At 63.4% G+C, this 17,820-nt stretch carries 20 protein-coding genes and 1 pseudogene; 13 read left to right on the forward strand and 8 right to left on the reverse strand.

Annotation, left to right across the window (positions count from 1 at the left end):
• Positions 1-933: an alpha/beta hydrolase gene (locus X751_RS152825; protein ID WP_023735983.1), complete on the reverse strand. Its 933-nt coding sequence runs from the start codon at positions 931-933 to the stop codon at positions 1-3.
• A 140-nt stretch (positions 934-1,073) separates the two neighbouring features.
• Here X751_RS152825 and X751_RS1000000164755 point away from each other — a divergent pair, with 140 nt between their 5' ends.
• The 4 genes from X751_RS1000000164755 (at position 1,074) to X751_RS152810 (ending at position 4,207) form a co-directional block, all read left to right on the forward strand.
• On the forward strand, positions 1,074-1,964 hold the full coding sequence (locus X751_RS1000000164755; RefSeq protein ID WP_023735982.1) for an alpha/beta hydrolase: 891 nt from the start codon (positions 1,074-1,076) through the stop codon (positions 1,962-1,964).
• Positions 1,961-2,410: a MarR family transcriptional regulator gene (locus X751_RS152820; RefSeq protein WP_023714791.1), complete on the forward strand. Its 450-nt coding sequence runs from the start codon at positions 1,961-1,963 to the stop codon at positions 2,408-2,410. The genes X751_RS1000000164755 and X751_RS152820 overlap by 4 nt, the downstream gene beginning before the upstream one ends.
• A 98-nt stretch (positions 2,411-2,508) precedes the next feature.
• Complete coding sequence (locus tag X751_RS152815) at positions 2,509-3,522, forward strand: ribonuclease (protein WP_023735981.1); 1,014 nt, start codon at positions 2,509-2,511, stop codon at positions 3,520-3,522.
• Between the two features lie 70 nt (positions 3,523-3,592).
• Entirely contained in the window at positions 3,593-4,207 is a 615-nt protein-coding gene (locus X751_RS152810; RefSeq protein ID WP_031194875.1) for a hypothetical protein, read from the forward strand.
• A gap of 5 nt (positions 4,208-4,212) precedes the next feature.
• Here X751_RS152810 and X751_RS152805 read toward each other — a convergent pair whose 3' ends face one another.
• Positions 4,213-5,499, reverse strand: coding sequence for a GGDEF domain-containing protein (locus X751_RS152805; RefSeq protein ID WP_023744581.1), 1,287 nt, complete (start codon positions 5,497-5,499; stop codon positions 4,213-4,215).
• A gap of 235 nt (positions 5,500-5,734) precedes the next feature.
• Here X751_RS152805 and ettA point away from each other — a divergent pair, with 235 nt between their 5' ends.
• The 5 genes from ettA to X751_RS152780 all read left to right on the forward strand — a co-directional run bounded on the left by ettA (position 5,735) and on the right by X751_RS152780 (position 10,001).
• Complete coding sequence (gene ettA / locus X751_RS152800; RefSeq protein ID WP_023744582.1) at positions 5,735-7,384, forward strand: energy-dependent translational throttle protein EttA; 1,650 nt, start codon at positions 5,735-5,737, stop codon at positions 7,382-7,384.
• A 62-nt stretch (positions 7,385-7,446) separates the two neighbouring features.
• Positions 7,447-7,695, forward strand: coding sequence for a DUF6290 family protein (locus X751_RS152795; RefSeq protein WP_023668236.1), 249 nt, complete (start codon positions 7,447-7,449; stop codon positions 7,693-7,695).
• Positions 7,692-7,958 carry a type II toxin-antitoxin system RelE/ParE family toxin gene (locus X751_RS152790; protein ID WP_023668237.1) on the forward strand — a complete coding sequence of 89 codons (267 nt, stop codon included), beginning with the start codon at positions 7,692-7,694 and terminating at the stop codon, positions 7,956-7,958. The genes X751_RS152795 and X751_RS152790 overlap by 4 nt, the downstream gene beginning before the upstream one ends.
• Positions 7,955-8,743 (forward strand): trans-aconitate 2-methyltransferase, encoded by a 789-nt coding sequence (gene tam, locus X751_RS152785; RefSeq protein ID WP_023744583.1) that lies wholly within the window; start codon positions 7,955-7,957, stop codon positions 8,741-8,743. Before X751_RS152790 ends, tam begins: the two co-directional genes overlap by 4 nt.
• A gap of 136 nt (positions 8,744-8,879) precedes the next feature.
• A complete protein-coding gene (locus tag X751_RS152780; RefSeq protein ID WP_023668239.1) occupies positions 8,880-10,001 on the forward strand; it encodes a beta-ketoacyl-ACP synthase III in 1,122 nt (373 codons plus the stop codon).
• On the opposite strand, the gene X751_RS1000000166945 is transcribed toward X751_RS152780, so the two are convergent.
• Positions 10,002-10,151 (reverse strand): hypothetical protein, encoded by a 150-nt coding sequence (locus tag X751_RS1000000166945; RefSeq protein ID WP_023705569.1) that lies wholly within the window; start codon positions 10,149-10,151, stop codon positions 10,002-10,004.
• A gap of 69 nt (positions 10,152-10,220) precedes the next feature.
• Between X751_RS1000000166945 and X751_RS152775 the strand changes: the two genes are divergently transcribed.
• The gene (locus X751_RS152775; protein ID WP_023705568.1) at positions 10,221-10,838 is read left to right on the forward strand and encodes a molybdenum cofactor sulfurase; all 618 of its coding nucleotides are present in this window, start codon (positions 10,221-10,223) and stop codon (positions 10,836-10,838) included.
• A gap of 59 nt (positions 10,839-10,897) precedes the next feature.
• Here X751_RS152775 and X751_RS01000000163760 read toward each other — a convergent pair.
• A pseudogene (locus X751_RS01000000163760) lies at positions 10,898-11,739 on the reverse strand (SDR family oxidoreductase).
• 145 nt (positions 11,740-11,884) lie between these two features.
• Positions 11,885-12,847 (reverse strand): aminotransferase class IV, encoded by a 963-nt coding sequence (locus X751_RS152770; RefSeq protein ID WP_023744584.1) that lies wholly within the window; start codon positions 12,845-12,847, stop codon positions 11,885-11,887.
• A 152-nt stretch (positions 12,848-12,999) separates the two neighbouring features.
• Between X751_RS152770 and X751_RS152765 the strand changes: the two genes are divergently transcribed.
• Entirely contained in the window at positions 13,000-13,506 is a 507-nt protein-coding gene (locus X751_RS152765) for a hypothetical protein (RefSeq protein WP_023682159.1), read from the forward strand.
• A 6-nt stretch (positions 13,507-13,512) separates the two neighbouring features.
• Here the strand turns inward: X751_RS152765 and X751_RS152760 are convergent, their stop codons facing one another.
• Positions 13,513-13,827: a DUF2293 domain-containing protein gene (locus X751_RS152760; RefSeq protein WP_023668245.1), complete on the reverse strand. Its 315-nt coding sequence runs from the start codon at positions 13,825-13,827 to the stop codon at positions 13,513-13,515.
• A complete protein-coding gene (gene tsaA / locus X751_RS152755) occupies positions 13,824-14,330 on the reverse strand; it encodes a tRNA (N6-threonylcarbamoyladenosine(37)-N6)-methyltransferase TrmO (RefSeq protein ID WP_023744585.1) in 507 nt (168 codons plus the stop codon). The genes X751_RS152760 and tsaA overlap by 4 nt, the downstream gene beginning before the upstream one ends.
• A gap of 167 nt (positions 14,331-14,497) precedes the next feature.
• Here tsaA and X751_RS152750 point away from each other — a divergent pair, with 167 nt between their 5' ends.
• Together X751_RS152750 and metF are read left to right on the forward strand one after the other, a co-directional pair.
• Positions 14,498-15,520 carry a metalloregulator ArsR/SmtB family transcription factor gene (locus tag X751_RS152750; RefSeq protein ID WP_023688015.1) on the forward strand — a complete coding sequence of 341 codons (1,023 nt, stop codon included), beginning with the start codon at positions 14,498-14,500 and terminating at the stop codon, positions 15,518-15,520.
• Positions 15,520-16,437, forward strand: a complete 918-nt coding sequence (gene metF / locus X751_RS152745) for a methylenetetrahydrofolate reductase [NAD(P)H] (RefSeq protein WP_023744586.1) — start codon at positions 15,520-15,522, stop codon at positions 16,435-16,437. Before X751_RS152750 ends, metF begins: the two co-directional genes overlap by 1 nt.
• A 449-nt stretch (positions 16,438-16,886) precedes the next feature.
• Here the strand turns inward: metF and X751_RS152740 are convergent, their stop codons facing one another.
• On the reverse strand, positions 16,887-17,804 hold the full coding sequence (locus tag X751_RS152740) for a DMT family transporter (protein ID WP_023699616.1): 918 nt from the start codon (positions 17,802-17,804) through the stop codon (positions 16,887-16,889).
• Positions 17,805-17,820 lie beyond the last annotated feature (16 nt).

The following is a 17,820-nucleotide window of genomic DNA, read 5'->3' on the forward strand; positions in this document are numbered from 1 at the left end:
TCAGCGTTTGAGCACGCTATCGGCCCAGGCAGCGAAATCGTCCATGACGACATCGCGGTTCACCTCGTTCAAGCTTTCGTGGCGGGTGTCGGCGTAAACCTTTGAAACCAGATTCGAAAAGCCCATCGCACGCATGCGCTTGGCGAGATGGTCGATGCCCTTGCCATAGTCGGAGGCCGGATCCTTCTCGCCGCCGACGATGCTGACGGGCAGGTCGCGCCTGATGCCGGCAAAGCCCGCATCCTTGCCGCCTTTCTGCGCCATCTCCACGACATCGCGCCACATCGAGATCGAGGCATCCCAGCCGCACAGCGGGTCGGCAATGTACTTGGCCACTTCAGCCTCGTCGCGCGACAGCCAGTCGAACGGCGTCTTGTGGTTGGGCACCGCCTTGCCCCAGGCCTGGAAGGTCAGTTTGGGCAAGACGCGTGAGGGGACATCGGAGCCGAGCCTGAAGCGCTCATAAGCGAGGATGGCGAGCGCAAGCCGGCCGAGCAAGCCTTGTGAGAAATTGCCGTTCCAGATCGCCGCGGCGTGGACGCGCGGCGAGTGCGCCAGCAGGTAGTTGAGCGCCACCGACGCACCCATCGAATGGCCGAACAGGATGACCGGCAGGCCGGGCTGCTCCCTTGCGATCAAATCGTGGACGGCATCGACATCGGCGATCACCTTGGCCGGGCCGCCTGTGCCGGCGAACCTGCCGAGCGGGGCATCGGGCGCCTTGGTCGCGCCATGGCCGCGATGGTCGTGGACGTAGACATGAAAGCCGCGGGTGCTGAGGTAATCGGCGAAGCGGGCATAGCGCGCCGCATGTTCGGCCAGGCCGTGATTGACCTGGACTACCGCGCGTGGAGAGCCCCCCGCGTGCTTCACATAGAGGTTGAGCGTGGCCCCGGTCGGAGAGGCCAGCGTCGTCTGCTTGTCAAATGCCATGTCTCGCTCCTCGGCGACTGTTGGGCGACGGCGGGACCGACGTCAAGGGGAGGTCGAAATCAGCCGGGGTCACTATTGACAGCTTGCTGTCAATTTGGTTATATGACAGCATACTGTCAAATTACATCGGGAACATGAGTATGAAAACCGTTTCGACCGTTTCGCGCCGCGCGTTTCTGCTGGCGAGCCTTTCATCCGCAATGCTCCTGCCCGGCATTGCTTCCAGCCAGACCAGGGAGATGACCATGAAGACCTCAACCATTGCCGGCCCGCAGGGCCAGCTTGCCGGCTACGACATCAAATCCGGCGACGGCCTGCCGATCCTGTTCGCGCATGGCGACTGCAGCCGCGCCACACAGTGGAACCGGGTGATGCAGCTCACCGCAGGTGGCCGTGAGGCGGTCGCCTTCGATTTTCGCGGCCATGGCGCATCGGCGCCTGCAGCTGATGCCGACTACGGCTATGACGGCCGTGCCGACGATATTGGTGCGGTGGCCGATGCGTTCGGCCTGAAGCGGTTTGTCCTCGTTGCACATAGCGGCGGCAGTGGGGCCGCGCTCGCCTATGCCGCCGGCCATGCCGACCGTGTTGCCGGCATCCTGCTGGTCGATCCGGCGACCGATCCGCGCGCCCTGCCCAAAGAGATTCGCGACGGGTTCGTGCGCGATCTGGCGGGGCCAAACGGCGGCGATGTCCTGAGCGCTTATTACACCTCGATCGCCGGCTCCAACCCAGATGTCCGCAAACAGGTCATCGCCGATGCGGCGGTGGTCGATCCGGCGGCTCGGGCAGGCGTCGGCAAGGCGCTGGCGGAATGGAATCCCGAACCGACGCTCGACGCCTATCACGGGCCGATCTTCGTGCTGGCCACGGAGGCCAATGACAATGCGGCGGCCCTGTTTCGGCTGCGCAGCGGAATTGGCCACAGAACCGTCGCCGGTTCCGGCCATTGGGTGATGCTTGACAAGCCGGAGGCGGTGGCTGAAGCCGTCAACACTTTCGTTTCCACCATCGAGGCCGGCCAGAAATGACAAGCAGGACCGAAGCCGGAGATGTGCTCACCGAACTGGTGCTTGCCGTGTTCCGGCTGAATGGCGGGTTTCTCGACGCGGCCGACCGGCTGGCGGAGCCTGCCGGGTTGACGGCGGCGCGCTGGCAGGTTCTGGGCGCGGTGCTGAAGGAGCCGAAATCGGTTGCCGACATTGCCCGCCACATGGGGCTTGCCCGCCAGAGCGTGCAGCGCCTTGCCGACATTCTGGCCGCCGAAGGGCTCGCCGCCTATGCGGACAACCCGGCGCACCGCCGCGCCAAGCTCCTGGCGATGACCGATGCGGGCCGGGCCGCGATCAGGGATATCGGCACGCGCCAGCATGTCTGGGCCAACCGCATCAGCGAGGGCATCGAGCCTCGCGTGCTTGAGACCGCGCTTGATCTGCTGCGTATGTTGACGAAGCGGGTCGAGGAGGGCGGGGTCTGATCGACCGAGCGATTGTTTTTTGCGGCGGACGAAAGAAATCGTAATTCTGACATGTCACACGTTTCTAGCTTGCGCTATGAAACGCTAGGAGTGCTGGAATGCGGATATCGGCGATATGGGGTGCGGTGTTGGTGGCGCTGGCCGGTGTCGGCCTAGCGCGCGCCGATGTGAAGATGAGCGGCTCCTTCGTGGCCGATGCTGCCTGTCCAGCAACGCAGGCAATCAAGAGCGGCAAGAACCCCGGCAATATCGCGACAACGGCTGGACAGAGCTACGACCTCCTGGCCGGCAACAAGGATGCGCCGACGCATTACCTCATCCGCGTGCCGGGCGCCGATCCTGAGCGTCGCTGGGTCAAGATCAGCTGCGGTCATGTCACCGGCGGCAGCGCAGCCGCCCAGCCGGCCGCGCCCGCCGATCAGGGCAAGCCTGCGGCGCCGGCTTCAGGAAAACCCGAATATGTTTTCGCGCTGAGCTGGCAGCCGGCCTTCTGCGAAACCAAGTCGAGCAAGCCCGAATGCCAGGCGCAGACGGCGGGCGGCTTCGACGCGTCGCATTTCACATTGCATGGGCTCTGGCCGCAGCCGAACGGCAATTTCTATTGCCAGGTGCCGGCGAGCGACAAGGCCAATGACAATCCGGCCCATTGGGCAGACCTGCCGCCGGTCGATCTCGATGCCGCTACGCGCGCCGAGCTCGACCAGGTTATGCCGGGCACCGCCTCCAAGCTCGAACGGCATGAATGGATCAAGCACGGCACCTGCTACGGCAAGAGCCAGCAGGAGTATTTTGCCGAGGCGCTGAACCTGATGCGGGCGGTGAATGCCTCGCCGGTGCGCGAGCTCTTCACCAGGAATGTCGGCAAGCAGCTGACTTCGGACCAGATCCGCAGCGCCTTCGACAGCGCCTTCGGCGCCGGGTCGGGCGCGCGGGTGCGTGTCTCCTGCCTGGTCGATCCGTCGAGCGGCAGGCGGCTGATCGGCGAGCTGACGCTCGGCCTGACCGGCCCGATCGGCCCCGACAGTTCGCTGGGCACTCTCATGCTCGCCTCGGCGCCGACGACCAAGGCGGGCTGTCCGAAGGGCTCGGTCGATGCGGCCGGGTTCCAGTAGGATATCCGTCTGTCGCTTGGCAGTGACGCGGTGATATGGTCTGGATGTGTTTCATTCGGCGGGGGTGGCGATGAGTGGCATGACATCAGGCGCGCTGGCGCGGCTGGCTTTCTGGGCCAGGGGGATGACCGCCATTAAAGACGGCCGCATGGAATGGCCGGGCTTTTCCTATACCGATGCCGAGTGGGCGCGCATGCGCGTGCTTGCCGCGCCGATCGGGGCAAGCCGCTACCAGCTGTTCACTTGGGTCAATGCCGCGATCTTCATCGCCATTGCCGCGCTCGGCATCGTCTGTGTCTTCCTGCCGCTGGCGACACTTTTGTTTCCGGTGCCGGCCGACACCAGCGCGCTCAAATTCTCGGCTCTGCTGGCGGCGTGTGCCTTCCTCATAATCGGGCTCGGCTTGCCGATCTCCATGCGCCTGTCGAGCGCGTTGGCCATCTCTCGGGAGATGCGCGCCGGTCTTGTCGGCGAAGCCGGTGACGAAGCGCTGGCAGCAAAAGTGTCTTGGCAGATCAACCGCATCATGCTGGTCATGTGCGGCCTGCTGGTGCCCGGCATTCTGTTGTTCATCGCTTATGACATCGATGCCAGTCCGATCATCACCGTGCTGAAATGGCTGGCCATCGCGCTGATAGCCGTTTCAGTTGCGGTCGGCGCGTTGCAGCAGCGCAAGCGGAGCTGACAGCCTTATCCGCTGACGCCACGCGTGGGCAATGTCCACGCAGTTAGGTCTTCGGCATCGTCATGCGCTTCGCCGACGACGCGGTCACGCCCGGTGGACTTGGCCCTGTAGAGACGCTCGTCGGCAAGGGCGAAGAGATCGGCAAGCGAGCCTACGGTCTCATCGACAGTGGCGATGCCGGCGCTGACGCTGATGTCGAACCGGTTTACGCACGCTTTGACGGCCTGGCGGAGGTTTTCTCCGAGCAACCTGGCGACCGCATGCGGCTGCGAGCAAAGGATGGCGAACTCCTCGCCGCCGATCCTGAAAACCTGATCGTGTGCGCCGGCCGCCTGGGTCAGCACCTGGGCGATCGATCTCAGCACCCTGTCGCCCTCGGCATGGCCGAAGCGATCGTTGATCGACTTGAAATGGTCGACGTCGACGATCAGCAGGCTGAGCGGTTGGGCCGTGCGCAGGCTGACGGCAACCAGACGTTCGCCGTCGCTGTCAAAGCGTCCCCTGTGCAACAGGCCGGTGAGGCCGTCGCGGCCGACATGTTCGACCAGGGCTTCGTAGCGCTCGCGATAGGTCAACGTGTCGAAGACGTCGGACAGCCCGCGGGGTGCCACGACCTGACGCGTTTCGAACCATCTGAGGTAGGCGACAAGCATGGCGCTGTAGGCAAAAGCGGCACCCATCTTGGCCAACCAGCCGCCGAAGAAGACCGCAATCGGTGCGCCTGCGACGAAATGCAGGGCGGTGAAAAATCCGGCCTGGTCGAAGGTGAGCACGCAGGCGACGCAAATCAAGATGCGGGAGAACGGCGCCTTGCGCAGATAACGCCCGAGCTTTTCGTAAAGCAGGATGATCAGGATGGCGTCGATGAAGAGCAGCGTCGTGCCCCACACCATCAGCCAGCCCAACTGGTCGATGAAACCGATATCGGGAAGCTTGCCGTCGGAAAGGGCTGAAATATCGTGCAGGCGCAGGATCAGGACCAGCCCGATCATCAAGGCGTTGCCGAGCAAAAGGCCATAGATCGGCTGGCGCACCGTGGCCGCATCTTCCTTCACGTAGAGCAGAAGCAGCATCACCAGCTTGCCGGAAAACAGCACCGCCGAGCCTGGCGAGACCATGCCGAAGGGCAGGGCGACATAGAAGACGCTGGCGAGATAGGTTTCGAGGAAATGCATGGCGCCCAGCGCGCAGACGAAGACGCCGAGGCCGATGCGATCCCTGAAGCGGAACAGCGTGACCATGACGCTGAAGTAGACGACCGCTTCGGCAAGGAGCAGGAAACTGTTCAGCACTACCTTCGGTCCGATCTCTACTTTCGATCGCGACAGGCCAGCGATCGATCCTGTTTTGACGCTGAAGGGTTAACCGGGGATTTCAACGCTCCCTACAACCGGCGGAAAACTTAACGTGCGGTGTACACCCGGCTTGAAATGGCAAAAGCGATTGCCGTTCGGCCCGGCATCGCCTACATAGCGGCCAACCTCCATTCAATCCGACATTTTCGGTCAATCATCAAGGAAAGCGCGCGTGGCACGCCAGTTCATCTATCACATGGCCGGCCTCAACAAGGCCTATGGCACCAAGAAGGTGCTTGAGAATGTCCATCTCTCCTTCTATCCCGACGCCAAGATCGGCATCCTCGGCCCCAACGGCTCGGGCAAGTCGACGATCCTCAAGATCATGGCCGGGCTCGACAAGGAGTGGAACGGCGAAGCCTGGCTGGCCGAAGGCGCCACCGTCGGCTACCTGGCGCAGGAGCCGGCACTCGACCCGGACAAGACCGTGTTCGAGAACATCATGGAAGGTGTCGCCGCCAAGACCGCCATCATCGAGCGCTACAACGAATTGATGATGAACTACTCCGACGAGACGGCCGATGAGTCCGCCAAGCTCCAGGACGAGATGGACCGGCTCAATTTGTGGGATCTCGAACAGCAGGTCGAGATGGCGATGGAAGCGCTGGGCTGCCCGCCCAAGGATTCCGAGGTCACCAAGCTTTCGGGCGGTGAGCGCCGCCGCGTCGCGCTCTGCCAGCTGCTGCTGCGTCAGCCCGACCTCTTGCTGCTCGACGAACCGACCAACCATCTCGACGCCGAGACCACGGCGTGGCTGGAAAAGCATCTGCGCGCCTATCCCGGCGCCGTGATGATCATCACCCACGATCGCTACTTCCTCGACAATGTCACCGGGTGGATCCTCGAGCTCGATCGCGGCCGCGGCATCCCCTATGAGGGCAACTACACCAAGTACCTCGAAGCCAAGGCCAAGCGCCTCAAGCAGGAAGGTCGCGAGGACGACGCCCGCCAGCGCGCCATCGGTCGCGAACGCGAGTGGATCCAGTCCAGCCCGAAAGCCCGCCAGACCAAGTCCAAGGCGCGTATCCAGGCGTTCCAGGACCTGCTGGATGCAGCCGACAAGCGGCGTCCGAGCGATACGCAGATCGTCATTCCGCATGGCGAGCGGCTCGGCAATGTGGTGATCGAGGCGGAAGGCCTGTCCAAGGGCTTTGGCGACACGCTTTTGATCGAAGGCCTGGAATTCAAGCTGCCGCCGGGCGGCATCGTCGGTGTCATCGGCCCGAACGGCGCCGGCAAGACGACGCTGTTCCGCATGATCACCGGCCAGGAAACGCCGGATGCCGGCTCTGTGCGCGTCGGCGAAACGGTGAAGCTCGGCTATGTCGACCAGAGCCGCGATGCGCTCGATCCGTCAAAGACCGTCTGGGAAGAAATCTCCGGCGGCGCCGAAGTGGTCAAGCTCGGCAAGTTCGAGGCCAACACGCGCGCCTATTGCGCGTCGTTCAACTTCCGGGGCGGCGACCAGCAGCAGAAGGTCGGCAACCTCTCCGGCGGCCAGCGCAACCGCGTGCATCTGGCAAAAATGCTGAAGACCGGCGGCAATGTTCTGCTGCTCGACGAACCGACCAACGATCTCGATACCGAAACGCTGGCGGCACTTGAAGACGCGCTGGAAAATTTCGGCGGCTGCGCTGTCATCATCTCGCATGATCGTATGTTCCTCGACCGTCTGGCCACCCACATCCTCGCCTTCGAGGGCGACAGCCATGTCGAATGGTTCGAGGGCAATTTCGAGGACTACGAGCAGGACAAGATCCGTCGTCTCGGCCCCGAAGCCGTCAACCCGCACAGGATGACGTACAAGAGGCTGACGCGGTAGGGCTGCGGCGATCCGTTGCAGGCGGTGTGCGTTTGACCTAAATTGATCGGATGGAGTCGTCCATGATCACAGTCAAACTGCCGCAAAAAGCCGAGAAACTGCTGGCCGAAATGGCCAAGGCCAGCGGTCGCACCGCCGACCAGGTTGCAGCCGAAGCGATCCTCGAGGCCATCGAAGATTGGCACGACGCCGCAATTGCGGACGAACGCCTGAGAGATGATGACGGTGTGCGCATTCCGCTGGATGAAGTGATCCGGAAGCTCGAACGTCGTGAAGCCGAGGAGCGTCGCAAGAAGCCTGCCGCTGAATGACCTGGCGTGTCGAGTTCACGCCGCGCGCCGAGAAAGACATCGAACGGCTTTCGACGAAAGATCAACGGCGCATCCTGGAGTTCCTGAATCAGAGAGTTTCAGCGCATCCCAATCCGAGAGCCCTTGCCAAGCGCCTGACGGGCACAAAGGAAGAAGCTTGGCGGTTTCGTGTCGGTGACCACAGGATCATTACTCAGTTCCAGGACAGCCGGCTTGTCGTGCTGGTCGTGGAGGTTGGCAACCGTCGTGAGGTTTATCGATGAACAGCACAGCCGCAAAACCTGACTGGTCCGCCGCCCAATATCTGAAATTCGAGGATGAGCGCACGCGGCCCGCGCGCGATCTTGTTGCGCAGGTGCCGGTGGATTTCCCGCGCCGGGTGGTCGACATCGGCTGCGGCCCGGGCAACTCGACCGAGCTGCTGGTCGAGCGCTGGCCGGATGCTGAGGTCATCGGTTTCGACAGCTCTCCCGACATGATCGAAAAGGCGAGGGCGCGCCTGCCCAGCGTCAATTTCGACCTCGCCGATGCCTCGACCTGGCAGCCGGCCGGGCCGGTCAATGTCATCTTCGCCAATGCGGTGTTCCAGTGGCTGCCGACCCATCCGGCAGTCTTCCAGCGGCTAATGGGCTTTCTTGCGCCGGGTGGCGCGCTCGCCGTCCAGATGCCCGACAATCTGCTTGAGCCGTCGCATCGGCTGATGCGCGAGACGGCCGCCGAAATGCCGTTCGCCGCCAAGATGGCAGGTGCTGCGCGCGGCCCGCTGCCGGCCGTGTCGTTCTATTATGATCTCTTGTCGCCGCTCTCCATCCGGGTGGATATCTGGCATACGGCCTACAATCATCCGCTGACCGACGCCGAGGTGATCGTCGAATGGGTGAAGTCGACGGGGCTGAAGCCGTTTCTCGATCCGCTCGACGCCGGCGAGCGCAAGATATTCCTCGACAATTACACCGCCAAGATCACCGAGGCCTATCCGAAGACCGCAAACGGCAAGGTGCTGCTGCGCTTTCCGCGTATCTTCATCGTCGCCAAGCGGGCCGGCTAGCACTCTGCACCCGAGGATATCCGCCCACAGCCTGTGGCTTAAGCCGGCGTAAACCGGCGGGGTGAGAAAAGTGTTGTGTCGCGCCCCTTCGTCGTTCACATGAGAACGACAATGCCTGCGCATGGACGGACTGGATATGCATCGCGTCATCATCAGCGGCATCGGCGTTGAAATCCCTGAAGCCAAGATCACCAATGAAGAACTGGTCGCCAGTTTCAACGCCTGGGTCGACACGGAGAATGCGCGCCGGCAAGGCACGGATGAGACGCTGCTGCAGAAATCCGACAGCGCCTTCATCGTCCATGCCTCGGGCGTCCAGACCCGGCATGTGATCGAGCGCGAAGGCATTCTCGATCCGACCCGCATGGCGCCGCGCATTCCGGCGCGGCCCGATGATGCGCTGTCGCTGCAGGCCGAGTTTGGAGTGGCCGCGGCCCGGAAGGCGCTCGACCATGCCGGCCTGAAGCCGTCCGACATCGACCTGGTGATCTGCTCGGCCTCGCACCAGCAACGGCCCTATCCGGCGATCGCCATCGAAATGCAGGAGGCGCTGGGCACCAAGGGCGCCGGCTTCGACATGGGGCTTGGTTGTTCATCGGCCGCGGCCGCCTTGCACATTGCGGCCAATCTCGTGCGGGCGGGCGCGCACAAGCGCGTGCTGGTGGTCACGCCGGAGATCATCACCGGCCATCTCAATTTCCGCGACCGGCAGACGCATTTCATCTTCGGCGATGCATCGGTGGCGATGGTGGTCGAGGGGCTGGGCGAGGGCGAGAGGCGGCCGGGGCGTTTCGAGGTGCTGGACACGCGCACCTGGACGCAGATGTCGAACAATATCCGCACCAATCTGGGCTATCACACCCGAACCGCCCAGGACGATCCTTACATGATCAACCTCGAAGGCAATCTGATCAAACAGGTCGGCAACAAGGTGTTCAAGGAAGTCACCGTCGCCGGCCACAAATTCATTGTCGAATTCCTCGCCGAACACGGGCTGACGCCGCAAGCCATCAGGCGATTCTGGCTGCATCAGGCCAATGCGCGAATGAACGCCATGATCCTGAAACTGGCCTTCGGCCACGAGGTCGACCATGACCGCGCGCCGATGGTGCTGGAGCGGCTCGGCAACACCGCCGGCGCTGGCGCCATCATCGCGCTGTCGGAAAACCACGCCGACATGAAGCCCGGCGATTTCGGCGTGCTGTGCGCCTTCGGCGCCGGCTATTCGATCGGCGGCGCGCTTTTGCGGATGCTGTAATCAGGCCGGCATGAACGGCACCAGCATCGGTACGCGGCGGGCATAGTCGTCATAGGCGTTGCCGAGTTCTCCGCGCAGAAAGCGTTCCTCCAGCCTTGCCTTCATGACGATGCCGATGGACGCTATCAGCCGGTTTGATCGAATCATCATCGCTTTCGACTGGACCCGAGCCCACGGCTACGGCTATTTGCGACGTCATCCTGCAGAAGGAACGAAGCCATGCTGGACCTCTTCCCGGAGTCTGAGAAGCCGGTCGACATCATCCCCGCCAGGAAGCTGTCCGCCAAAGTGGCCGCTTTGTACGTCGCACCGTCGAATCACTTCCAGACGCGCCCGGTGGAAGCATTGCAGCTCGGTTTCGAAGGCATCGACGGCGACTTCCACGCCGGCGCCACCCGTCGTTCCGGCGGTCGCGAACCCTGGTATCCGCGCGGCACCGAAATCCGCAACGAGCGGCAGATATCAATCGTAGCAGCGAATGAACTCGGCGTCGTTGCCGAGCGGATGGGGCTGGCCGAGATCAAGCCGGAATGGATCGGCGCCAATCTGCTGATCGAAGGCGTGCCGCATCTCTCGATGCTGCCGTCAGGCACGCTGCTGTTCTTCAGAGATGGCGTGACGATCAAGGTTGATGCGCAGAACGGACCTTGCCGGCTTGCCGGACGTTCGATTGCCGAAAACGCCGGGATGGCCGATCCGGAGGCCGGCGCGCTGGCCTTCCCGAAGGCGGCGAAACGGCTGCGCGGCCTCGTTGCCTGGGTCGAGAAACCGGGTCGTATGACAACAGGGGAAGAGATCTCGGTGCGCGTGCCCGAGCAGTGGATTTATCGATCCTAGCACCGGGCTAGGGCAAGGGCTGCGCCGCCGGGGCGACGCAGCCGGATTTCAAGACGCGCTCAGGCCGCCTTGCGGTTCTTCTTGGCGCCCTGCGCCTCGACGGAAACGTAGTCCACTTTTCCCACAGCGCGATGCGGTTGGCGTATTCCTGCTTGATCATCGGCAGGCCGCCATCGCCGAAGAAGACGCGCAGCGGCGGCTCGGCCGCGTCGACGATTTCAAGCATCGCCGGTCCGGTGGCCTCGGGGTCGCCGGCGACCGAGTTGGCGCGGCGTTCCGCCATCTTGGCGCGGGCCGGCGCGTAAGCCTCGATCGCTTTGGAGACCTTGGCCGAGGCGCCGGACCAATCGGTGGAGAAGCCGCCCGGTTCGACAAGCGTCACATGGATGCCGAATTCGGCGACCTCGATGCTGAGCGACTGGCTGAAGGCTTCGAGCGCCCATTTCGAGGCATGGTAAAGGCCGAGCGAGGCAAAGGCGTTGACGCCGCCGATCGACGAGATCTGGATGATATGGCCGGAGCCCTGCGCCCGCATGATCGGCAAAGCCGCCTGGGTGACCCAGAGCGCGCCGAACACATTGGTCTCGATCTGGTCGCGGGCTTCCTGTTCGCTGACTTCCTCGATGGCGCCGAAATGGCCATAGCCGGCATTGTTGATGACGACGTCGAGCCGGCCAAAGCGCTTGTGCGCCTCGGCGATGGCCGCATCGACAGCCTTCTTGTCGGTGACGTCGAGCTTGATCGCGGCGACATTATCGCCGTATTTCGCGACGAGATCGGCGAGCGTGCCGGCATCGCGCGCGGTTGCGGCGACACGGTCGCCGCGAGCGAGTGCGGCCTCGGCCCAGACTCGGCCAAAACCTTTCGACGATCCGGTGATGAACCAAACCTTGCTTGTCATGACGTGGAATCCTTGCCCATGCGGGCCGTGAACTGGGAAGCGGAGGCTTCTCCGCTTCCGCGATATACGGTGCGTCGAGCGATTTTCCAGAGGCGAGGGGGAATCTTTTTGGTCACGTCATCGTGTGGAGCAGGACCTTCGCCGGTCAGGGATAGCGCACCGGGCTCGACCAGGCCGGGTCGTCATGCTTTTGCCAGTAGAGCGCCATCAAGCGCTTTGTGATCCCGCCTATCTTGCCGTCGGCGACAGCAGCGCCGTCGATCACTGTCACCGGCATGATGCCGCCGGCGGTGGAAGTGATGAAGACTTCGTCGGCAGCCTTCAGCGCGGCAACGCTGACGTCGACGGCCGTGGTGGGAAGCGCTGCCTCGGCGCAGAGGTCGAAGACGGTGCGCCTGGTGATGCCGGGCAGCACGCCGGCGGCTGGCGTCGACAGCCTGCCGTCCTTGACGCAGAACACGTTGAAGCCGGGGCCTTCGGCGACATTGCCGTTGAAGTCGAGAATCAATGCGGTTTCGGCCCCACGGTCATAAGCGTCGTAGAGGCCGCGGACGAGGTCGAGCCAGTGGTAGTTCTTGATCGCCGGATCGATCGAGACCGGCGGAATGCGCACCTTGTCGCTAATGGCGACATGCAGGCCGCGCCGCAACTGCTCGGCATTGGCGACCGAGCCGAAGGGAACTGCGAAGGCCATGAAGCGGTGGACCGCCTGGCGCGGATCGCGGCTGAAGGTCGGCGAGGCGCCGCGTGTGCACAGCATTTCGACATAGGCGGCGCGATGGCCCGACAGCGCCACGCAATTGTGCAGAATCTCGGCCACACCATCGCGGTCGGACGGGATCGTCATGCGCAGTTCTTGCAAGCCGGCGAAGAAGCGGTCGAGATGCAGGTCGAGTCGGAAGAAGCTCCCGTCCCAGACATGCACGGTGTCGTAGGTGGCGTCGGAATGCAGGAAGCCCCAATCCAGCACCGAGATCTTGGCTTGCGACATCGGCAGATACTGACCATCGAGAAAGGCGATGCCGTCGGGATAGGAATGCGGATCGATATGGCGATCCGACAAAGCCGGCAATGGCACAATGCTACCGGCTGCTGCGCTTCGGTTCATGGCGATTGGTCCCTTCGGCTTGATGCGGCAGATTCAAGCTAGTGGTCCCCTGCAGGCGGCATAGGGCCACCCAACCATCGCTGTTTGTCCTAGGTAGCACATTCGATATGCCCTATGGTCCGGCTTGAAAATATCCGGCCGGGAGGGGCAAAATGGGCAGATCTTTTCGGACCATCAGCTTTGCAATTTTCCTCGTCTTCGTCACTGGCCATGCCTTCGCGCAATGCGCTCGCGAGGGCGAGGCGCTGTGCCAGAACGGCCAGACCTATCGTTGCGAGAAGACGGGCAGCGAGCTGACGCCGATCTTTCAGAACGTGCCTTGCGTGGTCAACGCGGCGGGGCTCAACGGCGTCTGGACCGGCAGCGGTCATCAAAGTCCGGCCGGTGCTGCCGGCGCCGATTGGGCGATCGCAATGACAATCGGCGATGGCGCCGCGTCGATCGACTATCCGTCGCTCGGCTGCGGCGGATCGTTGACCCAGATTTCTCGCGACGACAGTTCGGCGGAATACCGGGAAAACATCAGCTACGGCCAGGACAAGTGCATCGACGGTGGCGGCATCACCGTCCGATTTTTCAAAGGGAACCTGTCCTGGACCTGGGTTGGCCAGGCCGACGGCCAGCCCTACAATGCGGTTGCCGTATTGAAGCGACGGTAGCTGAAGTTATTCCTCTTCGTCCTCTGCATCGAGCAGGCGCGTGGCGCGCCAACGGGTCAGCACCATGTTTGTTTGCTCGATGACGAAGAACCGCGCCGAGTCGCGGTCATAGCCCTCGGCCAGCAGCTTTTCATAGTCGGTATGGCCGTGCCTGATATGGGCGATCGTCGCCAGCCAGACCGCGATGCCCGGCGGCAGCGTCTTCATGTGCACGGCGCCGGCCTCGGTGCGGATTTTCTCCATATCGGCATAGGGTGCCAGGGGCAGCAGTGCGGTCAGCGCCTTGGCGATGGCGCGGCGGCGGCCGGTGGGCGCGCTCATTTTTCGTCACGCCCGGCAATGGTCGCCTCGGGAAAGGCGTCGGTCGAGGCGAAATAGGGCTTGATGTCGATCACCGGGGTGCCGTCGAGCACATCGATGGCGTCGATGGCGATGCGGCCGTGGTCGATGTCGACGGCGATCAGGCCGGCGATATGCAGCCCGACTGGGTTCGGCCGGGCAGGGGAGCGCAGCGAGAAAACGCCTTTCGGCTCAGCCGCATGGCGGGGTCTCTGGACAATCAGTGCCCGCGGCGCGTGATGCAGCCAGGACAGGAGGACGATGTGGCTGGCCCGCTCCAGCGCAAGCAGGCCGTCGCGATAGGGTGGGTCGATGAGAACGGTGGCCGCCTGTCCGGCCTCGCGCGCCGCGCGCATGTTCTTTGGGCAGGTTTGCCTGGATGTCCATGGCGAGGCGATGCGGCCGATGAACACGATATGGCCATCCGCCGGCATGTCAGCCGGGTCGGCCTGCAGGAGCTTTTCGCCGTCGCGCTTCTCGAACATGGCTTTCGCCCTAGCACAAGTTTCCAGCCGATCGTCAGGGAAAAGCGGTTCTCTCAGGCCGGGATCATGTGTGCGGCATTTTCTTGTCAGGAAGCGACATAGGCCTTGCCATGTCGCCAAAGCTGACATAAACATATGTTTATATCTTTTTCAACGAGAACGCGCCGATGCATGTTTCGCTCGATACGATGGTTGATACGTTGAAGGCTGCGGCCGAATCGAGCCGGCTCCGCATCCTGGCGCTGCTGTCGCGCGGCGATCTCACCGTGTCCGACCTCACCGAGATCCTCAGCCAGTCGCAACCGCGGGTGTCGCGGCATTTGAAGCTGCTGCTGGAGGCCGGGTTGATCGGCCGCTACCAGGAGGGCTCGTGGGCCTTCTTCCGGCTGTCGGATACGGATTCCGCGCGCGACTTCGTCATGGGGCTGGTCTCCGGCATTCGCGGCGCCGATCCGCAGGTCGAGCGCGATCTCGAGCGGTTGGCATCGGTCAAGCGCAAGCGGCAGGACCGTGCCGCCGAGTATTTCTCCGAGAACGCCGCCAGCTGGGATCACATCCGCTCGCTGCATGTGCCGGACCGCGCCGTGGAAGCCGCACTCCTCAAGCTGGTCGGCAAGCGGCCATTCCAGTCGATGCTCGACCTCGGCACCGGTACCGGGCGGCTGCTGGAGATATTTTCGCCGCTCTACCGGCGCGGCGTCGGCATCGACATGTCGCGGGAAATGCTGACGGTGGCGCGGGCCAATCTCGACAAGGCAGGCATCGCCAATGCGCAGGTCCGCCAAGGCGACATTTTCGCGCCGCCGGTCGAGCGCGACGCCTTCGACCTCGTCACCATCCATCAGGTGCTGCACTATCTCGACGATCCGGCACGCGCCATTCGCGAGGCGGCGCGGCTGCTGCGTCCGGCGGGCCGGCTGGTGATCGTCGACTTCGCGCCGCATGCGCTGGAATTCCTGCGCGACCAGCATGCGCATGTCAGGCTGGGCTTTTCCGACCGCCAGATCTCCGAATGGTTTGCCGAGGCCGGGCTCGATCTCGAGGATGCCCAGGAATTCGAGCCGCGCGGCGGCAACGAAGCCAGGCTGACCGTCAAGCTGTGGCTCGGCCGCGACCGCCGCATGCTGATGGCCGAGCCTTCAAATGACACCCAACCCACCAAAGCGTACCCTATGGGGGAAATCGCCTGATGAACCAGTTCCGCTTTTCCCGCCGTCCCGACATCGGCGACAAGGTGCGCGTCTCCTTCGAGTTCTTCCCGCCGAAGACCGACGAGATGGCAGCCAGGCTCTGGGACACCGTCACCAGGCTGGAGCCGCTGAAGCCGAGATTCGTCTCGGTGACCTATGGCGCCGGCGGCTCGACGCGTGAACGCACGGCGCGCACGATCAAGCGCATCCTGAACGAGACGACGCTGACGCCGGCGGCTCACATGACCTGCGTCGACGCCGCCCGCCATGAGGTCGACGCCGTCGTCCGCGAATTCGCCGATATGGGCGTGAAGCGCTTCGTCGCCTTGCGTGGCGATCCGGCGGCCGGCGTCGGCACCGCCTACCGGCCGCATCCCGATGGCTATGCCAATGGCGCCGAACTTGTCGGAGCGCTGAAGGACGCCGGCGATTTCGACATCTCGGTCTCGGCCTATCCCGAAAAGCATCCGGAAAGTCCGGACTTTGCCACCGACTTCGACATGCTGAAGCGCAAGGCCGACAATGGCGCGACGCGGGCGATCACCCAGTTCTTCTTCGACAACGATCTCTACGAGCGTTACGTCGAGAAGGCGCGCCGCGCCGGCATCTACATCCCGATCGTGCCCGGCATCCTGCCGGTGCACAATTTCACCCAGGTCGCCAATTTCTCCGCACGCTGCGGCGCGCTGGTGCCGGCATGGCTGGCCGAGCGGTTCGAAGGGCTGCACAACGATCCGCAGACGCATGCGCTCGTGGCGTCTGCCGTGGCGGCCGAGCAGGTGCTCGATCTCGTCGAGCGCGGCGTCAGCGACTTCCATTTCTACACCATGAACCGGGCCGACCTGGTGTTTGCCATCTGCCATATGATCGGCATCCGCTCCCACGAAACAGAGGCAGCTGGATCCGCCGCCGCCTGAGCTTCATCGTGGTATGAAATCTGAAATGCAAAAGGCCGGGCGAAACACCCGGCCTTTCGAATTTGTGGGCTATTGCTGCTGTTCTTCCGCTCCGGCGGTTACGGAAGAACACCTATGATAAGGGCGCCAATGAAGGCAAATGCAGCACAGATCATCAATGCGTTGATTGGCCTCGTAAGTCCCATGTCATAGTCTCCTCTTCAAGAGCTATGGGTGGAGTCTAGGGGCATTTGTGCCACAGGCAAGCGGAAAATATGCTGCAATGCGACGCGATTGTGGAATTTGCGACCTGCCACCTGTCGTTAGGCATTGAAACTCTTCGGCAAAAGCCGCTGGCAGCCTGTGAATAAATTGTGACGCGGCCGTGGCGAAAGCGAGGCATGGCAGCGCTACCAGACCTAAAGCGCGTCGTTGTCCCAAAACCGCTGCGCACTTTTGGTCGACAGGCATTAGCGCCGACCAAACAACCGCCCGTCGATCGTCAACAGGCCAAGCGCGATCAGTGCCATGCCGCAGAACTCGAACAGAGCGAGCCGCTCGCCGAGGAACAGGAGGCCGAGCAGGATGGCGCTGGCCGGGACGATGAGCGTGACCAGCGAGGCGTTGGTGGCGCCGGCCGAGGCGACGAGGTTGAAATAGAGGATGTAGGCGAAGGCGGTGGAGAGCAGCGCCAGCGCCAGCACCGCCGTCCAGACCGGCGGCGAGGCCGAGAACAGGCCGGCCGGGCCATAGGTGAGCAGCACCACCGGGATCATGATGATGGTCGACGCCGTCAATTGTCCGGTGGCGATGACCGGCGAGGGCACGCCCTTGAAGCGGCGGGCAATCATCAGCGCGACGGCGTATGACAGCGAGGCGCCGATCAGCGCGAATTTCGCCCAGACCGGGCCGCCGAGCCCGGCCAGCAGGCCGGGGCCGATCATGACAGCGGTGCCGGCGATGCCGAGCCCGATGCCGGCAAGCTTGTTCCAGGAGAGCTTTTCGTCCGCTGTCAGCGCGTTGGCGAGGATCAGCGTCCAGAACGGCGTCGTCGCATTGAGCACCGAGGCGACGCCGGCGCCAAGCGCGGTCTGGCCGGCAAAGATCAGCGAGAACGGGACGACATTGTTGGCGAGCGCCAAAAGGAAAAACAGGCCGGCATGCGGGAAGGCGAGGCGGAAGGACGGACCGCGAATGCCGAGATAGAGCTGCAGTGCAATGGCCGCAATGGCAACGCGAAACAGCACCAGCACCAGCGGGTGCATTTCGGCAACGGCGATGCGGGCAAAGAAGAACGAGCCGCCCCAGATGGCGCCGAGCAGCAGAAGCTGTCCCCAGTCCCTCAGCGTCATCGGTCCGCGCTGCACGGCTGTCGTGGCTATTGCCATCGTGAACGTCCTTCCC

Origin of the sequence: Mesorhizobium sp. LNJC394B00 (assembly GCF_000502555.1) — a bacterium.
Classification (GTDB): Bacteria; Pseudomonadota; Alphaproteobacteria; order Rhizobiales; family Rhizobiaceae; genus Mesorhizobium.

Bases quoted from the DNA above. Each gene is read 5' to 3' on its own strand.
- X751_RS152825 (WP_023735983.1), bottom strand. From the start codon at position 933: ATGGCATTTGACAAGCAGACGACGCTGGCCTCTCCGACCGGGGCCACG.
- X751_RS1000000164755 (WP_023735982.1), top strand. From the start codon at position 1,074: ATGAAAACCGTTTCGACCGTTTCGCGCCGCGCGTTTCTGCTGGCGAGC.
- X751_RS152820 (WP_023714791.1), top strand. From the start codon at position 1,961: ATGACAAGCAGGACCGAAGCCGGAGATGTGCTCACCGAACTGGTGCTT.
- X751_RS152815 (WP_023735981.1), top strand. From the start codon at position 2,509: ATGCGGATATCGGCGATATGGGGTGCGGTGTTGGTGGCGCTGGCCGGT.
- X751_RS152810 (WP_031194875.1), top strand. From the start codon at position 3,593: ATGAGTGGCATGACATCAGGCGCGCTGGCGCGGCTGGCTTTCTGGGCC.
- X751_RS152795 (WP_023668236.1), top strand. From the start codon at position 7,447: ATGATCACAGTCAAACTGCCGCAAAAAGCCGAGAAACTGCTGGCCGAA.
- X751_RS152790 (WP_023668237.1), top strand. From the start codon at position 7,692: ATGACCTGGCGTGTCGAGTTCACGCCGCGCGCCGAGAAAGACATCGAA.
- tam (WP_023744583.1), top strand. From the start codon at position 7,955: ATGAACAGCACAGCCGCAAAACCTGACTGGTCCGCCGCCCAATATCTG.
- X751_RS152780 (WP_023668239.1), top strand. From the start codon at position 8,880: ATGCATCGCGTCATCATCAGCGGCATCGGCGTTGAAATCCCTGAAGCC.
- X751_RS1000000166945 (WP_023705569.1), bottom strand. From the start codon at position 10,151: ATGATGATTCGATCAAACCGGCTGATAGCGTCCATCGGCATCGTCATG.
- X751_RS152775 (WP_023705568.1), top strand. From the start codon at position 10,221: ATGCTGGACCTCTTCCCGGAGTCTGAGAAGCCGGTCGACATCATCCCC.
- X751_RS152770 (WP_023744584.1), bottom strand. From the start codon at position 12,847: ATGAACCGAAGCGCAGCAGCCGGTAGCATTGTGCCATTGCCGGCTTTG.
- X751_RS152765 (WP_023682159.1), top strand. From the start codon at position 13,000: ATGGGCAGATCTTTTCGGACCATCAGCTTTGCAATTTTCCTCGTCTTC.
- X751_RS152760 (WP_023668245.1), bottom strand. From the start codon at position 13,827: ATGAGCGCGCCCACCGGCCGCCGCCGCGCCATCGCCAAGGCGCTGACC.
- tsaA (WP_023744585.1), bottom strand. From the start codon at position 14,330: ATGTTCGAGAAGCGCGACGGCGAAAAGCTCCTGCAGGCCGACCCGGCT.
- X751_RS152750 (WP_023688015.1), top strand. From the start codon at position 14,498: ATGCATGTTTCGCTCGATACGATGGTTGATACGTTGAAGGCTGCGGCC.
- metF (WP_023744586.1), top strand. From the start codon at position 15,520: ATGAACCAGTTCCGCTTTTCCCGCCGTCCCGACATCGGCGACAAGGTG.
- X751_RS152740 (WP_023699616.1), bottom strand. From the start codon at position 17,804: ATGGCAATAGCCACGACAGCCGTGCAGCGCGGACCGATGACGCTGAGG.